The 16,172-nt window shown below is 73.6% G+C and carries 13 protein-coding genes; 3 read left to right on the top strand and 10 right to left on the bottom strand.

Annotation, left to right across the window (positions count from 1 at the left end; all coding sequences use genetic code 11):
• Window positions 1-6: 6 nt before the first annotated feature.
• Window positions 7-1,200, top strand: a complete 1,194-nt coding sequence (locus OG485_RS36610; protein ID WP_328672820.1) for a cytochrome P450 — start codon at window positions 7-9, stop codon at window positions 1,198-1,200.
• A gap of 60 nt (window positions 1,201-1,260) precedes the next feature.
• Here the strand turns inward: OG485_RS36610 and OG485_RS36615 are convergent, their stop codons facing one another.
• Together OG485_RS36615 and OG485_RS36620 are read right to left on the bottom strand one after the other, a co-directional pair.
• Window positions 1,261-1,653: a helix-turn-helix domain-containing protein gene (locus OG485_RS36615; protein WP_328672821.1), complete on the bottom strand. Its 393-nt coding sequence runs from the start codon at window positions 1,651-1,653 to the stop codon at window positions 1,261-1,263.
• Window positions 1,654-1,672: 19 nt separating this feature from the next.
• Window positions 1,673-3,139: an MDR family MFS transporter gene (locus OG485_RS36620; protein ID WP_328672822.1), complete on the bottom strand. Its 1,467-nt coding sequence runs from the start codon at window positions 3,137-3,139 to the stop codon at window positions 1,673-1,675.
• Window positions 3,140-3,292: 153 nt separating this feature from the next.
• On the opposite strand from OG485_RS36620, the gene OG485_RS36625 reads away from it, so the two are divergent.
• Window positions 3,293-3,940 carry a TetR/AcrR family transcriptional regulator gene (locus OG485_RS36625; protein WP_328672823.1) on the top strand — a complete coding sequence of 216 codons (648 nt, stop codon included), beginning with the start codon at window positions 3,293-3,295 and terminating at the stop codon, window positions 3,938-3,940.
• A 36-nt stretch (window positions 3,941-3,976) separates the two neighbouring features.
• On the top strand, window positions 3,977-4,378 hold the full coding sequence (locus OG485_RS36630; RefSeq protein WP_328672824.1) for a hypothetical protein: 402 nt from the start codon (window positions 3,977-3,979) through the stop codon (window positions 4,376-4,378).
• 134 nt (window positions 4,379-4,512) lie between these two features.
• Here OG485_RS36630 and OG485_RS36635 read toward each other — a convergent pair whose 3' ends face one another.
• The 8 genes from OG485_RS36635 to OG485_RS36670 are packed head-to-tail and all read right to left on the bottom strand — an operon-like array spanning window position 4,513 to window position 16,037.
• Complete coding sequence (locus OG485_RS36635; RefSeq protein WP_328672825.1) at window positions 4,513-5,289, bottom strand: ABC transporter permease; 777 nt, start codon at window positions 5,287-5,289, stop codon at window positions 4,513-4,515.
• Complete coding sequence (locus OG485_RS36640) at window positions 5,286-6,236, bottom strand: ABC transporter ATP-binding protein (protein ID WP_328672826.1); 951 nt, start codon at window positions 6,234-6,236, stop codon at window positions 5,286-5,288. The genes OG485_RS36635 and OG485_RS36640 overlap by 4 nt, the downstream gene beginning before the upstream one ends.
• Window positions 6,233-7,183: a thiopeptide-type bacteriocin biosynthesis protein gene (locus OG485_RS36645; RefSeq protein ID WP_328672827.1), complete on the bottom strand. Its 951-nt coding sequence runs from the start codon at window positions 7,181-7,183 to the stop codon at window positions 6,233-6,235. Before OG485_RS36645 ends, OG485_RS36640 begins: the two co-directional genes overlap by 4 nt.
• Window positions 7,180-8,718 carry a hypothetical protein gene (locus OG485_RS36650; protein ID WP_328672828.1) on the bottom strand — a complete coding sequence of 513 codons (1,539 nt, stop codon included), beginning with the start codon at window positions 8,716-8,718 and terminating at the stop codon, window positions 7,180-7,182. Before OG485_RS36650 ends, OG485_RS36645 begins: the two co-directional genes overlap by 4 nt.
• Window positions 8,715-10,682, bottom strand: a complete 1,968-nt coding sequence (locus OG485_RS36655; protein ID WP_328672829.1) for a YcaO-like family protein — start codon at window positions 10,680-10,682, stop codon at window positions 8,715-8,717. The genes OG485_RS36650 and OG485_RS36655 overlap by 4 nt, the downstream gene beginning before the upstream one ends.
• Complete coding sequence (locus OG485_RS36660) at window positions 10,679-12,412, bottom strand: hypothetical protein (RefSeq protein WP_328672830.1); 1,734 nt, start codon at window positions 12,410-12,412, stop codon at window positions 10,679-10,681. The genes OG485_RS36655 and OG485_RS36660 overlap by 4 nt, the downstream gene beginning before the upstream one ends.
• Window positions 12,409-14,988, bottom strand: coding sequence for a hypothetical protein (locus OG485_RS36665; protein ID WP_328672831.1), 2,580 nt, complete (start codon window positions 14,986-14,988; stop codon window positions 12,409-12,411). Before OG485_RS36665 ends, OG485_RS36660 begins: the two co-directional genes overlap by 4 nt.
• Window positions 14,985-16,037, bottom strand: coding sequence for a hypothetical protein (locus tag OG485_RS36670; RefSeq protein WP_328672832.1), 1,053 nt, complete (start codon window positions 16,035-16,037; stop codon window positions 14,985-14,987). The genes OG485_RS36665 and OG485_RS36670 overlap by 4 nt, the downstream gene beginning before the upstream one ends.
• Window positions 16,038-16,172 lie beyond the last annotated feature (135 nt).

Raw genomic sequence — 16,172 nt, forward strand, 5'->3', positions numbered from 1 at the left:
AGAGTCATGACCGCCGCCGCGCCCATGCCCCACAACCGGCGTCCCGACCGCTGCCCGTTCCGTCCCCACCCGGTGCTCGAACGATTGCGCGACGACCCCGAACTGCCGCGGGTACGCACGTCCAACCCGCAACTGGGGGAGTTCGACGCCGTGCTGGTGACCCGGCCCGACGAGGTGCGTCAGGTGCTCGCCGACCCGCGCTACGAGGCCGGTTTCGCCTTCGACCGCACCGGCCCGCGCACCGTGATGAACCAGCCCGGCATCCTGCTCAACTACGACGGCGACGAGCACACCCACTACCGGCGCATGCTCTCCGGGGCGTTCACCGTCAAACGGGTGCGCTCCCTGGCACCTGCGATCCGGCGTGTCGTCGACGACCGCCTCGACGCCCTCGAACAGGCCGGTCCCGGCGCCGACCTGATCGAGAGGTTCGCGGGGCCGGTGCCGCTGCTCGTCATCTGCGAACTGCTCGGTGTCCCCGTCGAGGACCGTGACGGCATCCAGCGTCGCAGCGCCATCGGTACCGACGTCGCCAACTCGCTCCAGACCCAGTTGGAGAACTTCGCCGCGATGGCCGCCTACATGGGGGACCTGGTACGCCGTCAGCGCGCCGAGCCCGGTGACGACATCCTCGGTGACCTGATCCGCAGGCACGGCGGCGAGCTCAGCGACGACGAGCTGATCGGCATGGGCAACAGCATCCTGGTCGCCGGCCACGAGACCGTGTCCAGCATGATCGGGCTGAGCACGCTGGCGCTGCTGCGGGACCCCGATCAGCTCGCCGTCGTCCGCGACGACGAGAGCGCCGCGACCGGCGCCGTCGAGGAACTGCTGCGGCTGCTGGCGGTGGCCCCGCCCCTGGTCCGCCAGGCCGACAGCGACCTCGAACTCGGGGGGCGGCCGGTCAAGGCGGGGGAGCGGGTCCTGCTCTCGACACTCGCCGCCCACCACGACACCGGCTTGGTGGCCGACGAGCCCGGCCGGCTCGACGTGCGGCGCAAGACGGTGGCCCATCTGGCGTTCGGGTTCGGCGCCCATCAGCGCATCGGGCAGCAACTCGCCCGGCTGGAACTGCAGATCGCGCTGCCGGCCCTGCTGCGCCGCCTGCCCGGACTGCGTCTCGCCGTGGACTTCGACGCCGTCGAGTACCGCGACGACGCGCTGGTCTTCGGGGTGGCCCGGCTGCCGGTGACCTGGTAGCGGACGACCGTACGACGGGGGGCGGGGCGTCCCTGGGGATGCCCCGCCCCCGTGTGTTCCTCAGCCGGTCACCTTCTCGGGCAGCCGCCCGCGCCGGCGCAGGATGGCGTGCACGGTGGACACGGCCGGTACACCGACCACGGCGCGCCGCACCAGTTCGTTGTGGATGCGGCGGGCTCCCCACCGCGGCTGCGCGTCGCGGATCTGCACGACGAGCGACTCGATCTCACCCGCCGTACGGGCCGGGGAGTTCTTGGGCCGCCGTGAGCGCGGTGCGAGCCCGTCGGCTCCCTCGGTGCGGAAACGGGCGAGGTAGACGTAGAACGTCTTGCGGGAGATGCCGTGGCGGCGACAGACCTCCGCCACGGTCAGCCGGTCGCGCTCCGGAGCCAGCAGGATGTCGATCCACTGCTCGGACATCCACTGCTCGGACAAGGCCATCACCTCTTTCACGACTTCCTTTCCTCCACTATCAGTTGACGTTCTCCTGGGACCCGGCGCGCACGGCGGGCCGTTCCGCCTCCGGCTCCACGGCCGGCTGCTCCGCGGTCGCGACGACGCGTCCGGGGATGAACAGACTGGCGACGAGCATGACGAGCAGTCCCACCGCCACGGCGAGGTAGGCGAGGTGGAAACCGGACCGGGGATCGTCACCGGCGTTCTGCATCAGCAGCGCGACCACCGCGATGCCGATCGACGCGCCCAGCTGGTTCAGCATGTAGAGCACGGAGCTGCCCTGCGGGACGAGATGTCCGGGCAGCGTCCGGTAGACCGATCCGATCACCGGTGCCCCGGCCGAACCGGTGCCGATGCCCAGGGTGAACGCGGCCAGCAGCGGCCAGAGTCCGCCGGTCTGCGCGTCGAAACGGCTGAACGCCAGCGAGCTGAGCAGGGCGACGGCCGCGCCGGTGAGGGCCAGGTTGCGCGAGCCCCACCGGTCGGACAGCCGCCCGGCGAGCGGCATCACCAGCGCGGAGCCCACGCCGAAGGGCGCCAGCCGCAGCCCGGACTCGAACACGCCGTAGCCGCGCACCTGTTGGTAGTAGAGCGGGATCACGAAGATGCTCGCGAAGGTGGCGAGCCCCAGCACGGCCGCCGCGACGACGCTCGCGGTGAAGCTGCGCCGGGTGAACAGCCGCAGGTCGATCAGCGGCGGCGTCCGGCGGGCGCGCAGCGCGTGAGCGGCGTACCCTGCGAGCAGGGCGACGGCGAGGGCCAGCGGCAGCAGCACCTGCCAGGTGGCGAAGGAGCCGCGCTGGGCCACCTCCGACAGCGCGAGCACGCCGGAGGCGACGCCGGGGCCGATCAGCGCGACGCCCAGGATGTCGAGCCGGTCGACGGCACCGCGAGCCTCCGGCGATTCGGCCGGCAGGGTACGCCGGGCCAGGACGAAGGCGACGACCACGATCGGCACGTTGACGAAGAACATCCAGCGCCAGTCGAGGCCTTGCAGGATGACCCCGCCGACGATCGGCCCGAGCACGGGCCCGGTGGAGCCGACGATGCCCATCACGCCCATCACCCGTCCGACCTGCGTGGGGCCGGCCGCACGGGCGAGCAGCGTGAGCATCAGCGGATCGAGGATCCCGGCGCCGACGCCCTGCGCGACGCGGAAGAGGATCAGGCTGTCGATGTCCCAGGCGAGCCCCGAGGCGATCGAGCCGGCCATGAAGAGCACCAGGCCGGACAGCCACAGCCGCCTGCCGCCGACCCGCTCCACGGCCCACGCGGTGACGGGGATGGTGACGGTGAGCGCCAGCAGATAGCCGGTCGAGACCCAGCCGGTGGTGCTCAGTGAGGCGTCGAAGCGGGTGGAGAGAGTGTCTACGGCCACGGCGGTCATGGAGCCGTCGAGGATGCCCATGATCCCGCCGATGAGGATCACGCCGATCAACCGCCGTAAGGCCGGGTCGAGTTTGTCTTCCTGAGGGGTGGTCATCTCGTCTCCCGACGGAGTCGCTGCAACTGAACCTGCGGGTTCAATAGTGAACCAGCGAGTTCAATTTACCAATCTCATCGGGATAGAAACATGCTGGTTCAGGAGACTGAAACAGTTGGTACAGTTCCGGCCCTCGCCGGATACGCTGGGCGCATGGCATCAGCAGCGGAAACGGCAGCACGGACGGCCCCGCGCGGGCGCATCGACAAGCGGCAGGCCATCCTCGACGCGGCCTTCGACGTCTTCGCCGAGCACGGCTATGTCCAGGCGCTGGTGCAGGAGATCGCCGAGCGGGCGGGTGTGGCCAAGCCGACGGTCTACAACCACTTCACCGACAAGGAGACCCTCTTCAGGGCCACCCTCACGGCCGCCGCGCACGCCGTCATGGACGGCAACATCGCCGTCCTGGACCGCATGCGCACACCCGGGGACGACCTGCGGGTGACGCTCGACGGCGTCGCCTACCAACTCGTCCGCTCCTGTTGCGACCGCCGCTCCCGCTCCTTGCGCTGGCTGACCTACGCCCAGGTGGCCCGCTTCCCCGACCTCATCACGGTGGTCCAGGGCTGTACGTCCGTGCGCATCGCCGAGGCGATGGCCGACCGGCTCGCCCGGCTCACCCTCTCCGGGCACCTGCGCCCCTGTGACCCCGCCCTGGCGGCCGAGCAACTGCTCGCCCTCATCACCGGCCCGCTCGAGACCCGCTCCCGGCTGGGCACCCGCAAAGTGACCATGGCCGAGATGCGCGCGCTGGCCGAGGCTGCCGTCGACACCTTCCTGCGGGCCTACGCCGCCGACTGACCCTCGGCGCCGGGCCAGGAACTCCTCGGTGAGCGCGTGCAGCCGGCGCGCGGCCGATGCATCGAAGTCCGCGGCACGCACGTCCGGATCCCGCCCACGCCGAACATGCGCCCGCTGATGCCGTTCCGTATCGACGACGTCAGTCCCGCCGGCGGCTGGCGAGTGGCACTCAGCACACAGTTCTGCGCCTACGCCGATAGTCGGGCGGCAGCACTGCTGGACGACCTCGCCGACGGCGGCACCGGAATCGTACAGACAGCGTCGGTGCTGGCGGATGAACTCTTCCACGCGTTCGGAATCGCCGAAGCGGCACCCATCACCCGGGACGTCCACGTGCCGCCTTGGTGTCTGTGCTCTGGGGACCAGTTGGGGACCGGCGCACTTGACCGGGGTGAAGCGCACCTTGACCCGGTCGAGTTGCGCCGTGCGGTTTATTGATGCGCGCACTCTCCGCCCTCTGCCGGCCGATGACCGCAGGTCCCGACCGGGTCAAGCCCGGACAAGCCGGCGACCGTGCGGCCGATGGCAGTGGGCGGGCCGGCCCGGCCGCGTCCGACCGTGCCGCCGGCCGGCTACCGGGCCGGGTCGCGGCGGTACAGCCAGGCGGCTCCCGCGAGGAAGACCGTCGCCCAGACCGTGAGGTTGGCCAGTGCCCCGCCGACCGGGCCGCCGGTGAGGGGGAAGCGGGCGAGTTGGCCGACTCCGTAGCCGGGGGTGAACTCGGCAAAGGAGCGGACCGACTCCGGCAGGAAGGGCAGCGGGACGAACAGGCCGCCGCACAGGGCGAGCAGTGCCAGTGCGGGGCCGACGAACTGCATGACGTTCTCGGAGGGCAGCACGAATCCCGCGAAGAGGCCGAGGGCGGCGAAGACCGAGGAGCCGAGCCAGGCGATCAGGCCGGAGAGCAGCCAGACCCGCAGCGGGGCCCGCACTCCGGAGGCCGCGCCGAGGGCGAACTCCACGGCCACCGACAGCAGTCCGAGCAGCATCGCGGTCAGCACCTTGATCGCGAGGTGGGCGAGCGGGAGCAGCGGCGTGATGCGCAGTTGCCTGGTCCAGCCGAGGCTTCGCTCGATCGCGACGGCGGCGCCGCAGGAGGTGGCGGCGAGCATCGAGCCGTAGACCGCCATGTTGATCATGGTGAGCTGGCGCACCCCCGTCTCTCCTGCGGCCTGTCCGGCCTGCGGCAGGCCGAAGGAGAGGAAGAACAGTGCGGGCATTCCCAGGGCGAAGACCAGGGTGCGCCGGTTGCGCAGCACCCGTCGCGCCTCCAGTCGCAGGGCCACGGTGTTGAATCCGCCGTACGGCGGGCGGGCGGGGGCCTCGGGGTCGGCCGTGGCGGGGGTCATCCGCGCTCCTCGGGGCCGGGCTCGGTGGCGCCGGCGGGCGACCGGGAGGAGCCGCGGCCGGTCAGTGCCACGAAGGCCGACTCCAGGGTGGCGGTGATCTCCAGGTCTCGGGCGGCGGTGTGGTTCAGCAGATGGCGGGCGACCCGGTCGGAGTCGCGGGTGCGCAGCATGACCGAATCGCCGTGCACCTCCGCGGAGTCCACGCCGGACAGGGCTCGGACGGTCGCCGGCTCGGCTCCGGGCCAGAGCACCCGGATCTGGCGGCCGGTCGCCAGGTTCTTGATCTTCGCCGCCGGGCCGTCGGCCACCACGGCGCCTTCCCGTACGACCACGATCCGGTCGGCGTGTGCATCGGCCTCGTCGAGGTAGTGGGTGGCGAACAGCACGGCCCGGCCGCGTTCCGCGTCGCGGCGGACCGCCTTCCAGAAGTCCTGCCGGGCCTCGACGTCCATACCGGTGGTCGGCTCGTCGAGAACCAGCAACTGCGGTTCCGGCAGCAGGGCCAGCGCGAAGCGGAGCCGTTGCTGCTCGCCGCCGGAACACTTGCCGACCCGTCGTCCGGCGATCGACGTCAGCCCGGCCACTTCCAGCACCTGGTCGACCGGTCTGGCCGTCGGGTACACGGAGGAGACGTACCGGACGGTCTCGGCGACCGTGAAGTCGCGCAGCAGGCCGCCGCTCTGCAGCGCGGCGGCCACCAGGCCGTGCCGGACCGCGTCCACGGGGAGGCGGCCGCAGACCCGGACGGTGCCCGAGTCGGGCCTGGCCAGGCCCAGCAGCAGGTCGATGGTGGTGGACTTGCCCGCGCCGTTCGGCCCGAGGAAGGCGACCACCTCGCCGGCCTCGACCCGCAGGTTCAGGCCGTTGACCGCCGTGACCTCGCCGAAGTACTTGTGTACGTCGACGAGTTCGATCACCGTACGCCCACTCGGGCGACGTTGCGTCACGACGCACCGCCGTGCTGCTGGAGGAGGTCCAGCAGGATCGCGGCCATCATTCCCTCGCGGCCCACGCCGACGCCCAGCCGGTTCTGGGTCATGTGGAGTTGGGAGCCGAGGATCCGGCCGGCGCCGGGGGTGCCGTGGGACTCGGTCCACAGTTCGGCGGCCGGCCGGAGCCTGGTCGTCCAGGCGCTCCAGCGGGACGGGGCGCCGTCGGCCAGGGCGGCCAGTGCCCCCGCGCTCGCTCGCAGCCGGTCGGCCTGCTCGGCGACGCCGCGGGCGATGCGTTCGGCGGCTTCTCCCCGGCCCGGCCGGCCGGACCACTCCGCCCAGCCGTCCCGCACCGCGCGCAGCAGTGCCGGCCGGTCGCCGGGCCAGGCCGACAGGGTCGCGGCCATCGCCTCCAGCCCGTCCGCGACGTTGCGGCCGTGTCCCGGGCGGGCCCGGCAGGCGCGCAGTGCCACCACGCTGGAGGCGTGGAACAACTCCTCGCTGAGCGCCATCTGTCCGGGGCCGCCGTAGCGCCGGATCTCCGGCTCGTACACCGCCGGGTGGACACCCGGCGGCAGCAACTCGCCGAGGTCGAGTGCGTGACCGCCCTCGCCGAGGTCGGCGAGCGGCCGTGCGGCCTGCCGGTACGAGGCGGCGGTGATCCGGTCCTCGGGCGGCAGCTCGGCGTTGACGGCGTCCGTCCGGGCGGCCAGCTCTGCGGTGATCCGGGTGGCCGCCGGACCGCCCAGGCCGGCGATCCGCAGTCGCAGATGCGGACCGCCCTGCCAGTAGCGGATGAAGAACCAGGGCCGCGGCGGGTCGCCCGGCCCCTGACCGGCCGCGTGCTCCTCGACCACCGGAACCACGGCTCGGAGCAGCAGATTCTCCAGCGCGGCGGGTCGCAGCGAGTCCGCGTGCAGGTGCCAGCTGCGCCATCGGCCCTGGGCGTCGGGTGTCCTCATGTGCGCAGGTCCAGCATCGGTTCGGTGAAGCGGGACGTCCCGCAGACGGTCATGAACACCGGGGTCTCCTCGCGGCGTAGGCCGAGCAGGGGCTGCACGTGGTACTCGACGAAGGAGCGCGCCGGGCGGGCGACCAGTCCGTGCGCGGCCGCCGCCAGGCAGAGGCCGTGCACGCTCCAGCCCAGGCACAGCTGGAGCAGGCCGAGGGCCGATGGACCGAAGTCGTCGAGCAGCGCGTCGACGTCGACGGAGTGGACCCAGACCATCGCCGCGTGGCGCATCCCGGAGTCGGTGTTCGGCGAGGGCTGCTGGGCGAATCCGGGCTGGAGCGCGGCCATGATCCTGGGCCGGACCGGACCGGGCGTCAGTTCCCTGCCCTCGACTCGGTGGACGCCGGTCGGCAGACCGCCGACCCGTTGCAGCGCCACGCTCAGTCGGACCCGGTCGGCGACCTCGGCCAGCAGACGGTCCGGCGGGGGCCGGTCGGCCCACGCCAGCAGATCGGCGAGGCTGTCGGCGGAGACCTCGGCGGGCCGCAGCGCGAAGCCGTACAACCGGTCCGGCATCCGGCCGGAGGTGCGGTTCCACAGGACCTCCGCCCAGTCGGTGCCGCCGGCCGGGCCGTCCTCGGGCAGCCCACGGGCCGGTGGCGGCGGCCCTGACGGCAGGCCGTGACGCAGGGCACTGACGGCGGCCATGTCCCGGACCGACGGATCGTCCGGCTCCAGCAGGGAGTCGCGGTGGTCCGACTCGCTGCCGGCCGGGCTGGGCAGCACCGTGCTCGGCCCGACCGGGCCGAGGCCGCCGAGCCGGACGGCCAGCGGGGCGGACCAGGTGCCGGGACCGGCCGAGCGGACCACGGCCTCGGCCTCGGCGGTGCTCCCGCCGTCCAGCGCGAGCCGGGCCTCCACCCCGAGCAGGTCCGCCGCCACGCACAACGACCGCAGGCCGAGCCCGAGTTCGACCTCGGTGACGGCGTACCGCATCCGGCCGTAGGCGGCGGGCAGGTCGCTGTAGCGGGCGGCCAGCAGCACCGATGTCCCGTCCCCCGTCATCGCGGCCGCTTCCTCGGGCGGCGTCACGTCCACCAGCGCGTGCCGGTACACGTCGAGATAGCGGACCGCCGACCCCTGGGCGAGGAAGGCGTGCACCGGGTACTTCGCCCGCCCGGAGGCGACCGAACGGTGGTCGGCGTAGCGGTGCGAGGGCTCGCGGCGCTGCAGGCCGAAGGCGGTGGTCAGCAGGTGCCCGAGCCGGTCGCGCGGGGCCGGCGCCGCGACGGTCCCGGGCTCGCAGGGCCCGGGGTACGAGGTGGCGGCCAGCAGCTCGTGGGTGCCGAGCGGCAGCGGCACGCCGGTGGACGAGCGGGCCCACCGGGGCGGCAGGGCGCTGGTGGTGGGGACCCCGTCGTCCACCAGGTGCTGTTCGCCGAGGTGCCCCTTGCCGGGGCCCTGCCGGAAGGCGAAGCGGCGGACATCGGCCAGGGCCGGCGCACCGGGTCGGGTGGCTGCGGATGCGGATGCGGATGCGGTCATGGGAAGGGGTGGGGGTCGAGGGGCAGGTCGGCCGGATCCGCGTCGAGCCGCGAGAGCAACCGGTCGAGGCCGGACAGGCGTTGGTGTGCCTGCCCGAAGCACATCGGCAGGATGCCGGGCACCACGCACTTGACCACCGACATGCCGAGCGCGGAGTGATCGGGGGTGGACTGCTCGACAGCCAGCACGGTGCCGAGCCCGGCCGCCCGGTAGAGGTCGAGCACGTACTCCAGCGCGCCGGTCACGTCACCGCCCGCCGCGCGGATCAACGGCCGCGGCCAGCCGCCGAAGGCGTCCGCCAGCGGCAGCACCGGGCCGCCGAGCACCCGTTCGACCCGGGGCAGCAGTTCGGGGAACGTGTAGCGGCGCCAGTGCTGCGCCAACTCCTCCACCTGCCAGGGGTCGTCGATCAGCGGCTCCAGCGGCTTCGGATCCCAGTTCAGCCCGCCCGTCACCAACTGGGCCAGCTCCCACAGCGCCGAGCGCACCGCCTGCTCGGGATCCGGGTGGCAGCCGGCCGTGCTGAAGCTGGCCGGCAGACCCCCGTCGCGCCGCACCGCCAGCGCCCAGACCGCGGGCACCGGGATGTCGGCGGTGGCGACCAGCAGGTGGACGTCGTAGCCGTGCTTCTCGGCCGTCCTGAGCAGCAGCCGCGACTGGCGGTCGCGGACGGTGGCCGGATCGACGGCGGGCAGCGGGCGGGCGAGGTGCCAGGCCTGCAGGAAGGCGTCCCGCTCGGCGAGTTCGAGCAGCGAGTGCAAGGCCGCCTCCTCGAAGCCGCCGCCGAGGGCGCAGCCGCTGGAGGATTCCAGGAAGGCGCCGCGCCGGCTCTCCCCCTCCGCCGCCCTGATGCGGTAGCCGTACCGGTAGAAGCCGATCTCGGCCGGGACCAGGCGGGGTTCGCCGCCGGTCAGTGGCCGGGCCCACACCCAGTCCAGCGGGGTGTCCTCGGTGTACCGCCGCACCTTGCTCAGCGGGGAGGCGAGTTGGCGGTCGGTGTAGCCGCCGAGGGTCGCCGGGTCGAGCGCGAGAGCACCGAGCTCCCGGTGGGGCACGTCGGGGACGACGGTCGCCGCGTGCGGGTAGCCGGCCTGACGCTCCATCGCCTCGTACATGCCGACGGCCTCGGCCTCGCGGAACCGCATCCCCCTGCCGAGACCGGACGGTGTCCCCGCCAGTACGTCGACCTCGCTCACCGGGAAGCTGCCCGACGAGTAGCGGGTGATCCGCACCACCGGGCCGAAGCGGGGATCCGCGAACGCGGCCCGCATCCGGTCCGGGTCCATCCCGAAGGGCGCCGAACTCTGCCGGGTCGGTACCTCGGCCGTGGTCGGACGCGGCACCGGCCGTGGCAGGGCCGGCGGCCCGTCGGCGGCCGAGGCCAGCAGCGGCGGGCCGCCCCCGCACAGGCGGCATCGGAAGGTCCGCATCACCCGGTGCCGGGCGACCACGCCGGTCCGCGAGACGACCACCAGCTCACCCGGCCCGGGCGCGGCCTCCGCCGTGAGCACCGCACCGACCACCGCCTCCAGCCACGGCGGCACGGGGACCGTCCGACCGGGGGCGGGGGTGCGCGCGTCGGGTTCGCTCCGGTGGGCGGCCGCCTGCTCGCGTTCGCGCCGGTCGCTCTCGGGGCGCTTCTCGGGGTCCCAGCGGCGGTAGGTGTCGGCGGCGGCGGCGCAGCCCGGGCAGGCCAGGGCACCGTCCGGGGTCCAGCGTGGTCCGATCTGGATCTCGGCGGCGCCGATCCGGACGGACAGCAGATCCTTGCCGGTGGCACGGGCGGCGGCCATCGCCCGGTGTTCCCAGTCCAGATCAAGCTCGCCATGGGCGGTCAGCACGCAGCCGTCCAGTTGCTCGGCCCAGGTCCGCCAGTCCCAGGAGCCCGGCGCACCGGGGCCGATCCGGGGCCCGGTCGCCGACGGCTGTCCGGGGGTTTTTGCCACCGTGGTGTCCTCGGTCATGAGAGCCGCACCGGCCCGCAGTGGAGCGGGAGTTGTCCGGTGACCGGGTCGTGGGTCAGTCGCCGGGCGCGGACGGTACGGCCCCGGACGGCCGGTTCGGTGCCGAGGCGGCTCAGGGCCAGCCGCACCGCGGTCACCGAGCAGGTCTCCAACACGCTGGTGCCGACCGGCTGTTCGGCGAGCAGCCCGCGTACCTCGGGGTCGGCCTGGGCACGGGCGACGGCGGCGGCGAGGGCCGACCGGGTCGCGGTGGCCGGGGTCTCGCCCCATTCGGTCGCGGTCACCGTCCCGTCCTGCTCCGTGACCGTCACCAACGACCAGTCGAGCACCGGACACCGGCGATGCGTCAGTTCCACCGTGCGGCCGAACCAGGACTCCAGGAGGCCGAGCAGCGTCCGGCCTTCGGCGCTGCCGAGTCCGTCCCATCCGAGCCGGTCGCCCGGACCGCCGAGCAGCAGTTCGGCGCCGAGCTGACGCAGCACGCCGTCGAGCAGCCAGCGGCCCTCGGTCGCCCCGGCGGCGCCATCGGGCCCGGCCAGCCGGCGCGCCGCGGCCAACAGCGCGCCGACGCCGGCGGCCGCACGGTCCGGCCCCCACCCGGCGGCCCGGGCGGGGGCCGGACCGGTGAGCAGTTCTACGGTCTCCAGGGAGAACGGCAGCTGGTCCAGGTCCAGGTCACGCCCGCGCCGCACCAGCCCGGTCCAACGGGTCGTCAGCGGAGTCCAGGCCGCCAGTAGTTCCTCGGTCCCCGGCGGATCGACGTCCTCCGTCGGCAGCACGGGGACGCCGAGTCCTTCGCCGTCCCCGGACGTCCCGGGTGACCCTGCGGGTGCCGACGGGAGCCCGGCCGCAGCCGGGACACCGTCACCGGTCGGCCCGTCCTGCGCAGCAGGGTCGTCCGGGAGGGGAATGCGGGTGGCCCGGAGCTGACGGCCGTGGATCACCGTGGCCCTCTGGGGGGACCGGTCGAGATCGGTGAGGCCGGCCAGGACGGCGCGGGCCGCCAGCGCTCCGGCCAGGACCGCGCTGAGCGGGCGCGGCGCACCGGCCTCGGGGTCCCCGGCCACCCAGGCCGCCGCGCGGTGGACGGCCGCTTCGAAGGCGGTCGTCCCGGTGGCGTTGTCCAGCTCGGCCACCAGGGCCACGTGCTCCCCGGCGTGCACGGCGACCACCCGGGTGCCGGGCGGCAGTGTCGCGGGTGGGCCGGACGGGTGCTCGTGATCCGCGATCAGCACCGCCCAGCCCGGATCCACCGGTTCGGAGCCGTCGGAGAAGGCGGCCGTGTCCGCCACCCCGTGGCGCCGCAGCGACCGCGCCGCCGTCTCGGCGGCGGGTCCGCTCCCCAGCACGCGCACCCGCGCGCCCCGGAGCCGCGCGAAGTCCCCGTAGGGGTCCGGGCTGTGGGCTTCCAGGTAGGCGAGCGTCTCGGCGTAGCGGGCCGCGGTGGCCCCGTCGGGTGCCGGGGTGGTCAGCGCGTCCAGGTCGAGCAGGACGTCCCGGTCCACCAGGGTGCGCAGGATCCGGTCGAGGACCGGGCGGGCGGACTCGCTCCCGAAGGCCGCGACGAGGGCGTCGACGTCCGTGCCGTCGCTGAGTTCCGCCAGCCGACTGTCCAGGACGGTGTACAGCGTCGGCGGCCCCGAGAGGACGAAGGACTCGCCGTCCCGGGCGACGTGCACGCCCTGCCGGACGGGTGCGAAGTGCGTACCGGGGCGCAGTTTGACCCTCACTCGCGCTCCCCGGCGGACGCGGCCTGCGGCTGCTCGGACCCCGGGCCGTGCACCAGGTCGTACTCCAGCAGCCACTCGCCGGCCGTGAACCCGCCGCGTACCCCGGGCAGGGCCTCCTCGAAGAACCCGGCGCTCCGGCGTTCCAGGAACTTCGGCAGCACCCGCACCATCAGCGCGCTGCCCAGGTCCAGGTACTGGGGCTTCTCCCGGCTGCGTGTCTTGAGGTAGCGGGTGAGCGCCGCGGCGGCGGCGTCGCCGGACAGCCTCTGGCCGGCCGGCATGCCGAGCGGGGTCTTCATGACGATCTCCTCGGGTACGTCGTGAGTGGCCCGCCAGCGCGTCATGGCGATCAGGTGGGCGGCCTCGTCCTCCGGCTCGCCGGCCGTCACGGACGGCAGGTCGTCCCCCGGGTACCAGCGGCGGCGCTGCAGCACCACGTCCCCGGCGACCAGCCGGGGGTAGCGGACGGTGCTGCCGTCGAGGTCGCGTCGCTGGGTGTGCAGTTGCCCGATCGGATCGAAGGCGACCCGGCCCGTGTCGTACAGCCAGACGGCCAGGGTGAGCGGCGGGGGCTGGAGTTCGACCCACTTCATGCCCAGCGACATCACCCGGATCGGCTGCCCGTCCCGGTCGAGCAGACCGAGCCGGTCGGCGCCCGGGTCGTGGGCCAGCGTGACTCCGAGCCAGTCCCCCGGAGTGAAGGTCTCGTCCAGCAGCCGCATCCGGTGGTTGATGTTGGCCCGGTGCAGTCCGTGGTCCTCGACCAGCCGGACGCCGTCGGAGCCGAACCGGTGCTGGATCCGGCGGGCGATCCGGGACGCGACGTCACTGCCGAGCTCGGCCTGAGCGCCGAGGAAGCGGGTGGCCAGCTGGCCGTGCCCGGTGTAGCAGGCGTTCAGCACCAGCCGGCCGTCGGCGGGCTGGACCAGCAGGCCGTACGACGCGGCGGGGAGCCGGAAGCGTTCGGGCAGGCCGTCCGCGAGCGAGGCGAGCAGGCCGGGGTCCACCGAGACCTCGGCGTCGTCGCCGGCCTCGCGGAGCCGGTCGGCGACGACGCCGAGGGCGGCGGCGCGCCGGCGGCGCAGCTCGGACAGCGAACCGTCGGCGGGGCCCCACTCCTCGGCGTCGGCCCGGGTGAGCGAGAGTTCCCGGCTGCGGACCAGGGTGACCAGTTCGTCGGCGTGGTCGAGCAGGTCGACCCGGGCGCCGGCGCCGAAGCGGTCGGTGAAGGCCCGGGTGAGCAGGGCGCGGATCTCGTGATGCCGGTCGAAGAGGCTCTGGAAGGCGGTCACCCGGCCGAGGTCGACCAGGGCGGCGCGGTAGCCCTCGGGCGAGACGGCGCCGGGTTCCAGCAGGTAGTCCTCGTTGACCTGGAGCTTGGCGGGGCAGGTGCTGAGCTCGTTGAGCGCGGTCTCGGCGGTGCGGATCCTGTTGAGGGCGGCCCGGCGTCCGCCGACCGAGTCCCGGGCCATCAGGTCGAGGTCGGCGGCGACCGCGGCGACCGTCGCGGCTGCCTCCGGGTGGTGCTCGGCGAGCAGCTTCTCGGCGGGCGGCAGCGGGTCGGCGGCCTGCTCGTCGAGGACCGGGGCGGCCACCAGGATCTGCGCGTCGACGGCGGCGGTGACCAGTCGGGCGGCATCCGGCTCGGGAACCGCGAACCGGCGGGCGAGTTCGGCGGTCAGCAGGTCGACCGGCAGCGGGCCGAGGACGGTGAGCTTCAGTACGGTGGTCAGCTGCTCGTTGAGCTCGGCCGCCAGGGTGCGCCGTCGGCCGCCCGCGACGTGCTGGAAGCGGATGCGGGTGCCCTCCCGCCGGAGCATCGCGTTGCGCTGGACGACGGCGGGGAGTTCACCCGGGCGGGGCGGGGCCGCGATGCCGTTGACCAGGCTGGAGAGGAGCGCCCGGTCGGGAGTGAGTACGGAGTGGGCGCGTCGGCGGTCGAAGGCGGCCTCGTCGAGGCGGCGGCCGTCCTCGGACCAATCGGCGAAGCCGACGGCGGTGAGCCGGGACAGCGGACTGACCCGCAGCAGGGCGCGTGCGAGGTGCTGGAGCAGTCCGCGCTCGGACTTGCGCTGACGGGCGGTCAGCGCTCCCGGCGAGGCGCGGTAGCGTTGGGCCGCGTCGAGCACCTGGGGGGAGTTGAGGGCCAGCGAAAGCTGGAAGGGCTCGGAGCCGACCGCCTGGGCGAGCCGTTCACGCTCCTCGGCGAGGAAGCCCGGCAGACCCGCCTCCAGTGCGGTACGGGCGAGTTGGCCGCGTTCGCTGGCGGCCAGCCAGGCGGTGACGGCCGGCGGGAGCGGCGTCTGCCAGCTGTCCCGCAGGTCGGCGGCGTCCGGGGCGCGGTCGTTGAAGACGGCGCGCTTGAGCCGCAGCAGGCGGTGGCGTTCGCGGCCGACGGCGACCCCGGCGAGCTGGTAGAGCTCCTCGCAGACCTCGTCGGCCAGCGACCGGCAGTCCCGGTGTGCGGTGAACAGGGCCCGCAGGACGGTACCGAGCCGGTCGCCGCCCAGGCGCAGACCCGGGGTGGGATTCACCCGGTACATGGGTGTGTCGGCCAGGTTCCAGGACTTGGTCACGCCAGCTCCCTGCTGAAGGCTCGCACCCGCTCGATGGACGACACACCGGTCAACTCGTCGGTCCCCTCGCTCAGTCCGTAGCAGAGGTAGTACCGCTGCATCGGGGTGATGCCGAAGCAGGTCAGACCGGCGTAGAGGACGTTCAGCACGATCCGGTGCGCGATGTGGCGGTAGGAGGGCTTGCGCAGCATGCCGCCGTCCAGGATCTCGCCGATGAAGTCGCTGCGGACCGGGGTGCCGAGCGGGTGCTCCCAGTCCCCGCCGCCGGCCGCGCCCTGCAGGACACGGTCGTCGACGGCCTGGCCGGCGGTGTGGGCCTCGGCCACTCCCCAGGCGTACTGCATGGCCCGTTCCCAGGACCGCAGGGTGTCGCTCTGCACGGGTGCCTGGAGGGCATCGAGGAAGACCTGACGATCACTCAGGTAGCGTGCGGCGAAGGCGGATCTGAGGTCGGTGTGCTTCCCGGTGACCGAGGCGGCACCCTCGGCGTGCGAGCGGTACGGCAGCGCGCCGGCGCTGATGCCGCGCGGGTGGGTGCGGGCGAGCAGCGCGAGGACCTGCGCGAGGTGCGGCAGCAGGTCGGCCTCGGGGACGGCCAGCGAGCCGAGCGCCGGTTCGAGGAAGCGTCCCATGATCTGGTCGACGGCCTGGGAGAGCGCCGGGGAATCGGCGCGCGGCCGGTGCGGTCCGGCGATCACGGTGCCCTGCGGATGACAGGGAAGCAGCTCGTCCCGGACGTTCTCCCAGCGGGCGAGTTCCTGCGCGCGGCGCAGGTAGGTCTCCTGGTCCGGGGCGCTCGCGCCGCGGGCGGCGGCCAGTGCGGTCGCGGTGGCGACGAACTCGCTCGCGTCGACGGCCCGTTCGCCGTAAGGGCGGAGGATCAGGAGGAGGTGTGAGCCGTGCAGCCAGCCTCGGCGCACATGGACCACGGGGAGCTGCTGCGAGCCTTTCAGGTGCAACAGGGGCTCGCTGATTTCTCGCAGCAGCTCCCGCGGATTGTCCGAATAATCGAAAACCCGTATGGCCAGGCCCGGATCGATAGTTCGCATGACGACTCCAGGAAATGCACGAATCGGTCGGTCGGCGTGAAACCGGCGGCACGATCGCTGACGGCCGTTCGGTACGGTGTCACCGGCTCTGCCGGCACCCGGCTACGAGAAGCCGGGGATGGTCAGCTGCGGGAG

This window comes from Streptomyces sp. NBC_00328 (assembly GCF_036139655.1).
In the GTDB taxonomy this organism is placed as follows: domain Bacteria; phylum Actinomycetota; class Actinomycetes; order Streptomycetales; family Streptomycetaceae; genus Streptomyces.